Source organism: Pseudoflavonifractor sp. MSJ-30 (assembly GCF_018918045.1).
Taxonomy (GTDB): Bacteria; Bacillota; Clostridia; order Oscillospirales; family Oscillospiraceae; genus Faecousia.
The window spans coordinates 1-8,503 of sequence record NZ_JAHLPU010000066.1; the positions used below are offsets into that span (position 1 = coordinate 1).

The following is an 8,503-nucleotide window of genomic DNA, read 5'->3' on the forward strand; positions in this document are numbered from 1 at the left end:
ATACCCTTTTGGGGTATACACGATTTCCAATCGTGCGCGCTCGGCCAGCTACGCGACTTCTCCATGAGCTGCTCGGTTCATGCCGTCTCAAAGACAGCTTTAATATGATACTACAACTTTCCCCATTTGTCAAGGGTTTTTTCCAAATTTTTCACTCTGTAGTATACAGCAGCGTCACCGTCCGGCGGTTTATGGAGCCGTCAATGTAGCGGCCATAATCAAGGATCTTCCGGAATCCCCGTTTCTCGTGGGTTCGCAAAGACGCGATATTGTTCCGGGACACATGGGAATACAGACGGATGCTTCCCTGTTCCTCCAAATAGGCCTGGGTCTTTTCAATCAAAGCCACGGCATAGCCCTTCTTTCGGAACTCCGGGGCAGTTTCCAGTGCCTCCAGGAGCAAGCCATCCTCGTAGGGCTCCAGCCGCAGCGCGCTGACATAGCGCCCTGCCTCCCCCAAGATGAAATACCGGGCATTCTCCGTTGTAAAAAACACCTGGCTGAGATAATCCCGAAACCCCTCCTCGGCCAGAGCCAGCTGGCGGTCAGGAGACTCCCCGGGGTAACGGTCCTCTCCGTTTTCCCGGTTGCTTTCCGCATAGACCTCCATGAGCTTTGGGAAGGAAAGCTCATGGAGAGAACTTGCCACCAGAAGCATCACAGGGCCTCCCCCAGAATGGATTTGGTGGCGTAGGCATTCAAAGACATATCAGCGATATTGCCCGCCAGATACTCATAATAGGCCTGTGCTCCGATCATAGCCCCGTTGTCGCCGCAGAGCTTCAGGGGCGGCATATAGACGCTGGCTCCCAGCTTTTCCGCCGCGGCAAGAATATCCCGGCGGATTCTGGAATTGGCCGCCACGCCCCCGGCCACGGCGATTTTCCTACAGCCCGTTTCCCGAATGGCCTGCTCCACCCGTGGCACCAGAGTGTCGGACACCGCCGCCGAGAAAGCGGCGCAGAGGTCCGGGATATTGATCTCCTCGCCCACCTGCTCAGCATGGTGGATCAGATTCAGCGCCGCTGTTTTCAGGCCTGAGAAGCTCATATTATAGGGATTTTCGCCGGGCTTGCTGCGGGGCAGACTGTAGGTATGCTCGTTTCCGGTCTGGGCCATTTTGTCCAGGGCCGCGCCGCCGGGATAGGGCATCCCCAGAACCCGGGCCACCTTGTCAAAGCACTCCCCTGCCGCGTCATCCAGAGACGTTCCCAAAATCTCCATTTTGGTATAGTCCAGCACATTCACTATCATAGTATGGCCGCCGGAGACCACCAGGCAGAGAAAGGGCGGCTCCAAATCAGGATAGGCCAGATAGTTGGCGGCGATATGTCCCCGGATGTGGTGCACCGGGATCAACGGTTTGTCCATAGCCAAGGCCGCCGCCTTGGCAAAGTTCACCCCCACCAGTACAGCCCCAATGAGGCCGGGGGCATAAGTAACGGCCACGGCGTCAATATCGTCTCTCGTCAGGCCAGTATTCAGCAAAGCCTGATCCGCCAGGCCGTAAATGGCTTCGATGTGCTTGCGGGACGCAATCTCCGGCACCACTCCGCCATAGAGCCTGTGCAGGTCCACCTGAGAGGCGATGCAGTCTGTCAGGACTTCCCGTCCGTCCCGGACAATGGCAACGGCGGTCTCGTCACAAGAGGATTCCACCGACAAAATATTCATAAGGTCCACTCCTTTCGAAGGATAAGGGCATCTTCTCCGGGATTCCGGTAATAGTTTTTCCGCCGTCCCACTTCCAGAAAGCCCAGCTTTTCATACAGTGCCCTGGCTGGGGCGTTGGAATCCCGGACCTCCAGTGTGAGGCAATGGCTCTCCCGTTCCTTCAATCCCGCAATCAATCCCTCAATCAATGCCTCAGCAACGCCCTGTCTGCGGCATTCCGGGCGGACGGCCACATTCATCATGTCCGTCTCCCCCAACACCGTCTGGGAGCCCGCATAGCCCGCAACGGTGCTCCCTTCCAGAGCTACCAGCCAATAAGAAAGGGGATTTTCCAACTCGGAAGCAATGCTTTTTTCACTCCAGGGGTCGGCAAAGCAGATCTTTTCCAGCTCCGCCACCTGGGCAATATGGCATTGGGCCATTTGTTTGATCTCCATCATTTTGCGTCGTACCAACTCTTTCCGAATTTCGCCTCTGCTGTCAGCGGCACCTTCAGCTGGGCGACGCCCTGCATCTCCCGGCTGACCAGATCCGCTACTTCCGCGGCCTGGGCTTCCGGACATTCCACAATCAGTTCGTCATGGACCTGCAGCAGGAGTTTTGCCTCCGGGAACTGGGCATTCAGCGCGTTTTCCACCCGGATCATAGCCAGCTTAATAAGGTCTGCCGCCGTACCCTGAATGGGGGTATTCAGCGCGATACGCTCCGCACCCTGGCGGACATTGAAATTGCTGCTCTTAAGCTCCGGAATATACCGGCGGCGGCCATAGAGGGTCTGGGTGTAGCCGCATTCCCTGGCATCCTCAACGACCTTTTTCATATAGTCCCGGACGCCATGGTAATTGGCAAGATAGCTGTCAATATAGTCTCTGGCCTCATACCGGCTGACGCCGATGTCCTCCGCCAAAGAGAATTCGGAAATACCATAGACTATGCCGAAGTTCACCGCCTTGGCATGGCGGCGCTGCAGAGGCGTCACCTGATCAGCGGGCACGCCAAAGACCTGACTGGCTGTGGCGGTGTGGATATCCATTCCGTCACAGAAAGAACGCTGCATGGTCTTGTCGTCCGCGATGTGGGCCAGTACACGCAGCTCAATCTGGCTGTAGTCCGCGTCCACCAGCACATTTCCGGGTCCTGGTACGAACATTTTCCGGATCTCCGCCCCAAGGTCCGTGCGGACGGGGATGTTCTGCAGGTTGGGATCTGTAGAAGAAAGCCGCCCCGTAGCCGTCACCAGATTCTGAAACGTTGTGTGAATGCGGCCGTCCGGGCCGATAACCTTCATAAGGCCGTCGGCATAGGTGCCCTTGAGTTTGGTCAGCATCCGGTAGTCCATGATGGCCGGAATAATGGGGTGCTTATCCTTCAGCTTTTCCAGCACATCGGCATTGGTGGAATAGCCGGTCTTCGTCTTTTTCCCGGCGGGCAGGCCCAGTTTTTCAAAGAGCACCGTGCCCAGCTGCTTGGGTGACTGGATATTGAAGGTCCCGTCGGAATAGCCATAGATCAGGTTCTCACAGTCCGCGATCCTCTCCTCCAGCATTTTGCCGAACTGAACCAGCTGATTTCGGTCAATGGCAATGCCCCGGCATTCCATACGGTAGAGCACCGCACACAGGGGCAGCTCGATTTCCTCATAGAGCTTCGTCTCCCCCTGCTTTTCCAGCTCCGCCTTCAACGGCTCCGCCAGCAGCCAGACAGCCTCGGCACAGGCTGCCGCGTCCCCATCCTCCACTGTCTTCCCCAGAAATGTGGTGGCGAGCTTGGAGACAGGGTAATCAGATTGAGAAGGATTCAGATCATAAGCAGCCAGAGCCGTGTCGAAGGCGACACTGTCGTAGGCGATTCCGGCCTCTCCCAGTAGATGCATGGTTGCCCGGGCGTCGTGGAGCACCAGAGTGTCCAGCTTGGGCAGCTGGGACATTTGTAATTCCATAGGCGTCAGGGCGCACACGCCCTCTTCCCAGGCAATGCCCAAACTGCCGTCAGAGGCAAAGTAGAGGGCACACTTGGAGAGTGCTCCCGGAAGGGTGTCTGCACTGGGCAGGCTTTTCACATTTGCCTTGGCCGGGAGCGCCGCTTCCGCCGCCGCGCCCCGGAGACCGTAACGGTCAATGAGCCGTACAAATTCCAGCTTCTGGAACAGAGCATAAAGCTCCGGCTTATTGTATTCCTTCCGAAGCGCATCCTTCGGCTCAAATTCGATAGGAGCCTCCGGGATAATGGTAGCAAGCTCATAGGAGAGATAAGCGCTGTCCTTTCCCTCGGTCAGCTTCTCCCGCAGCTTGGGCCGGATGGAGGCGTCCTCCAGATTGGCATAGACACCATCCAGCGTACCGAATTTCAGCAGCAAATCCGTGGCGGTCTTGGGGCCCACCCCGGCAACGCCGGGGATATTGTCTGAGGAATCGCCCATGAGGGCCTTCATATCCACCATGCGCTTTGGCTCAAAGCCATATTCTTCCCGGAATTTCGCCTCATCATAGAGGCTGGCCGTGGTCTGACCGGGTTTGGAAATAACCAGTTTTACCTTCACATGTCCGTCAATGAGCTGCAAAGAATCCCGGTCACCGGTGACGATGACACAGTCCCAGTTCTCCTCGCCACATTTTTTGCCAACAGTGCCGATAACGTCATCTGCCTCCCACCCCTGGGCGGAGTAGATGGGAATGTTCATGGCAGTCAGCACCTGCTTCATAAGGGGCATCTGTTGGGCCAGTTCCTCCGGCATACCGTGGCGATTGGCCTTATAGCCCTCGTAGCGTTCATGCCGGAAGGTGGGGCCATGGAGATCGAAGGCTACACATACCGCGTCAGGATCTTCTTCCTTCTCCATGCGCTCCAGAATGTTCAGGAACCCGTAGATGGCATGGGTGTAGAGTCCCTCCCGGGTTGTCAGAGGCTTCACGCCGAAATAGGCCCGGTTGATGACGCTGTTGCCATCCAGAATCATGAGTTTCATACTTTTCTCCATTTCGCGCCCTGGGGCGTATCGATGATCTCCACCCCCATGGCTTTCAACTGATCCCGGATACGGTCCGCCTCGGCAAAGTTCTTCTCCTTCTTGGCCTGCGTCCGGGCCGCGACCAGCGCATCAATCTCCGGGTCAGCGTTGGCGGCTTCCTCCTCTGCCTGCTTCTTCCGCAGCGCCTCAGCGCCGGAGATCAGGTTCAGGGAGACCACCTTATCGAAGTCCGCCAGGGTATAGAGCTTGGTAGCGTCGTTGGTCTTTTCCTTCAGGACGTCGTACAAAGCAGTCACCGCCAGAGAGGTATTCAGGTCGCCGTTCAGAGCGCCCAGGAACTTCTCCTTCAGCTTTTCATAGACGGCCATATCCACTTCGCCATCCTGCTTCAGGGCGGCGATCTTACCGATCAGCTTTTCATAGGCACCGGCAGCATTGTCCAGGTTCTCCCAGGAGAACACCAGATTCCGGCGGTAATGGCTCTGCAGGCAGAAATAACGGTAAGCCATTGGGTCATAGCCCTTGTCCTGAAGCAGAGAGACCGTCAGAAATTCGCCCTTGGATTTGCTCATTTTGCCGTTGTCTGTATTCAGGTGATGCACATGGAACCAGTAATGGCACCAGGGGTGCCCCAGGTAGCTTTCGGACTGAGCGATCTCGTTGGTATGGTGGGGGAAGGCGTTGTCAATGCCGCCGCAGTGGATATCCAGATACTCCCCCAGGTGCTTCATGGAAATGCAGGAGCACTCGATGTGCCAGCCGGGATAGCCAACACCCCAGGGGGAGTCCCATTTCAGGGCCTGATCCTCAAACTTGGACTTGGTGAACCACAGCACGAAGTCGTTCTTGTTGCGCTTGTTGGTGTCCTCTTCCACGCCCTCCCGGACACCCACAGCCAGGTCCTCCTCGTCATGGTCGTTGAATACATAGTACTTTTCCAGCTTGGAGGTATCAAAATACACGTTGCCGCCTGCGAAATAAGCATATCCCTTGTCCAGCAGCGTCTGCACCATATGGATATACTCCGGGATGCAGTTTGTAGCAGGCTCTACCACATCTGGCCGCTTGATGTTCAGCTTATCACAGTCAGCAAAGAAAGCATCCGTATAGAATTTTGCCACCTGCATGACGGTTTTATGCTCCCGGGCCGCGCCTTTGAGCATCTTGTCCTCGCCGGTGTCGGCATCGGAAGACAGATGGCCCACGTCCGTAATATTCATGACACGCTTCACGCCGTAGCCCATATAGCGCAGGCTTTTTTCCAGCACATCCTCCATGATATAGGTCCGCAGGTTGCCGATATGGGCATAATGGTAGACCGTGGGGCCGCAGGTATACATTCTGACATACTCCGGGTCTCTGGGGGTGAACAGCTCCTTTTTATGAGAAAGGGAATTGTAAAGATACATATGAATCTCCTCCTTAAATATATGAAAACAGGCAGGCATAAATAAAAAAGCGCCTCTTGATACTTTCAATAAGTACAAGAGGCGGCATCGGCCGCGGTTCCACTCTCATTTGTCGCTTTTCTATGCACCTGACGCTCCCGGACGCACGTTCGCCCAAGCTGCCTGTCCCGGCTTGCAGCCAATGGCCGGGGCTCTCTGAAAGGGGCTGCGGGGTACTCTTTCCGTTCATCGCGTTAGGGATATTCTAGCATTTTTACCACACGTCTGTCAAGCTTTTGCCGGAAAAATACGAAAGGTTTTCTATGGCGAATATGCCGTCTTTCCTGTGGCTTCCGAAGGGATCTCTGGGAAGATTGCCCAAAAACGGAAGGGTTTGCATTATTAAATAAATCTTATCCTATTGACAATCGCCCCCGGCGCAAGGTATAATACCCATGAGAAAAACAAGAAAGGGAGGTAACAGTATGATTTACCCCTTCAGTCACACAAAATCTCGTAAATTATTGCGCGTAGTCAGTGCGACCGCCGCCGCATTCCTGTGCGCGACCATGTTCACCGGCTGCTTTAAGAAAGATCCCGGGCCCTCCACGGACCCATCCAGTGGCCCCAATCTGGTAGAGTCCGCTTCCACCGAGCCCTCTACCGAGACTACGGCTGCGCCGACTACGGAAGCCACCACCGAAGCCCCCAAGACCAATGTAGCCGTCGTCAAGGAGAAGACAGGCGCTTTGGCTTCTCCCAGCACCACCGCCAACACGTTGACGACTCTAAATGCCGGCGATGAAGTGGAGGTCAACCGGGTGGAGTATGTCCCCACTTCCGGCCTGACTTGGGCTTACATTCCCCTGAAAGGTTGGGTGCAGACCGACTATCTGGATATGACCAACGTCACTATCCAGGGCAGCAACAGCACGCCTGCCGGTAATAACGACAGCAACCAGCCTACAACCACCACCGCTCCCTCCAGCAATACAGGCAACGGCAACACCTCCAACACCGGTTCCGGTCAGGTCGGTACTGTCACCGCCAGCGAATTGAATATCCGCAAGACTCCAAGCAAAACCGCGGATTCCGTTGGTAAGTATGTAAAGGGCAACCAGATTACCATTCTGGAAACCAACAACGGCTGGGGCCGCACCGATAAGGGTTGGGTCAGTCTGAACTACGTCAGCTTCGGCGGCAACACCGGCGCAAATACCAATACCGGCAACACCGGCAATACGACCACAAACAACACCACAACCACTACCGGCGGCACCAAGGGCGTCGTCACCGCCACCCAGCTGAACATCCGGGAAAGCGCCGCCACCACCGCAAACAGAGCCGGTTCCTACAGCTACGGCGACCGGATTACCATTCTGGAGACCAGCAATGGATGGGGCCGTACCGATAAGGGCTGGGTCAGCCTGAACTATGTCTACCAGGACGGCACCACCGGCACCAACACCGCCAAGGGCATCGTAACCGGCACTACCCTGAACGTCCGCAGCGGCCCGGGCACCAATTACAACTCCGTAGCCAACTACTCCAACCTGACCCGTGTGAACATTCTGGAGCAGATCAAGGTCGGCGGCACCACCTGGGGCTGCACCAAGGACGGCTGGATCAGCCTGGATTACGTCTACATCGACGGCACCACCGGTGAGGGCGCAGGCACCGGCACCGTTTCCGGCAGCAATGTCAACATCCGCAGCGGCCCGGGTACCGGCTACAACATTGTCGGCTCCTACAACCAGGGTGACACCGTTGAGATCTACGCCCAGTTCACCTTCGGCAACACCAAATGGGGCTGCACCAACAAGGGCTGGGTCTCCATGGATTACGTGGAAGTCGGCTAAGGCCATCTGATCACAACAGATTTTGGCAGCCCCGGAAGAAACCTCCGGGGCTGCCATTTTTATAGTGAGGTGTATTTATGAAACGTTTCCTTTGCTTTCTTCTCCTCCCTGCCCTGCTTTTGGGGCTTATGGGCTGCAAAAGCCAGGTCACCATCGACTATGGAACATCCACGCTCTATACAAAAGCGGATATGGATGAGGCAATACAGCTGATCCGTCAGGAGTTTGATACCTGGAAAGGCTGCGAACTGCACAGCATCCGCTATACTTCAGACGAAAACTGCAATGACAAAAACCTTTCGTGGATGAATGAACTGGCTGCGGCCCGCGGTCAGGACGCAACCTTTACCCAATGTATCTTTTTTGAAAGCAGCTTTCATTCCCCTAAAAAAGGTGAAGATGCCGGGGCCTGGAATCCCGATGAGGAATACACCGGCTGGCAATGGTGTCTGGCCAGAACGGAAGGCGGCCCCTGGAAACTGATGACCTGGGGCTATGGCTGATTGTTTTTTTCTATAAAAGCACATACTAAGAAGGGGCTGTCTCAAAATAGCAAAATGCCCAAAAAGAACAATGTCATTGCGAACCAGCGCGCACGCTGGTGTGGCAATCCC

The 8,503-nt window shown here is 55.7% G+C and carries 7 protein-coding genes; 2 read left to right on the forward strand and 5 right to left on the reverse strand.

From position 1 onward, the window contains the following. Nucleotides 1-151: 151 nt before the first annotated feature. Genes KQI10_RS10310 through cysS form a run of 5 tightly spaced genes read right to left on the reverse strand, consistent with a single transcriptional unit; the run spans nt 152 to nt 6,051 of the window. On the reverse strand, nt 152-658 hold the full coding sequence (locus tag KQI10_RS10310; RefSeq protein ID WP_216567319.1) for a GNAT family N-acetyltransferase: 507 nt from the start codon (nt 656-658) through the stop codon (nt 152-154). Beyond that, nucleotides 658-1,674 carry a tRNA (adenosine(37)-N6)-threonylcarbamoyltransferase complex transferase subunit TsaD gene (gene tsaD / locus KQI10_RS10315; RefSeq protein ID WP_216567320.1) on the reverse strand — a complete coding sequence of 339 codons (1,017 nt, stop codon included), beginning with the start codon at nt 1,672-1,674 and terminating at the stop codon, nt 658-660. Before tsaD ends, KQI10_RS10310 begins: the two co-directional genes overlap by 1 nt. Further along, nucleotides 1,671-2,096 (reverse strand): ribosomal protein S18-alanine N-acetyltransferase, encoded by a 426-nt coding sequence (gene rimI / locus KQI10_RS10320; RefSeq protein ID WP_253285243.1) that lies wholly within the window; start codon nt 2,094-2,096, stop codon nt 1,671-1,673. Before rimI ends, tsaD begins: the two co-directional genes overlap by 4 nt. A gap of 14 nt (nt 2,097-2,110) precedes the next feature. Continuing rightward, nucleotides 2,111-4,639, reverse strand: a complete 2,529-nt coding sequence (gene polA, locus KQI10_RS10325; RefSeq protein ID WP_216567322.1) for a DNA polymerase I — start codon at nt 4,637-4,639, stop codon at nt 2,111-2,113. Beyond that, nucleotides 4,636-6,051 carry a cysteine--tRNA ligase gene (gene cysS, locus KQI10_RS10330; protein ID WP_216567323.1) on the reverse strand — a complete coding sequence of 472 codons (1,416 nt, stop codon included), beginning with the start codon at nt 6,049-6,051 and terminating at the stop codon, nt 4,636-4,638. The genes polA and cysS overlap by 4 nt, the downstream gene beginning before the upstream one ends. A 464-nt stretch (nt 6,052-6,515) precedes the next feature. On the opposite strand from cysS, the gene KQI10_RS10335 reads away from it, so the two are divergent. After that, nucleotides 6,516-7,889, forward strand: coding sequence for an SH3 domain-containing protein (locus tag KQI10_RS10335; RefSeq protein WP_216567324.1), 1,374 nt, complete (start codon nt 6,516-6,518; stop codon nt 7,887-7,889). 77 nt (nt 7,890-7,966) lie between these two features. Then, a complete protein-coding gene (locus KQI10_RS10340; RefSeq protein ID WP_253285244.1) occupies nt 7,967-8,392 on the forward strand; it encodes a hypothetical protein in 426 nt (141 codons plus the stop codon). Nucleotides 8,393-8,503 lie beyond the last annotated feature (111 nt).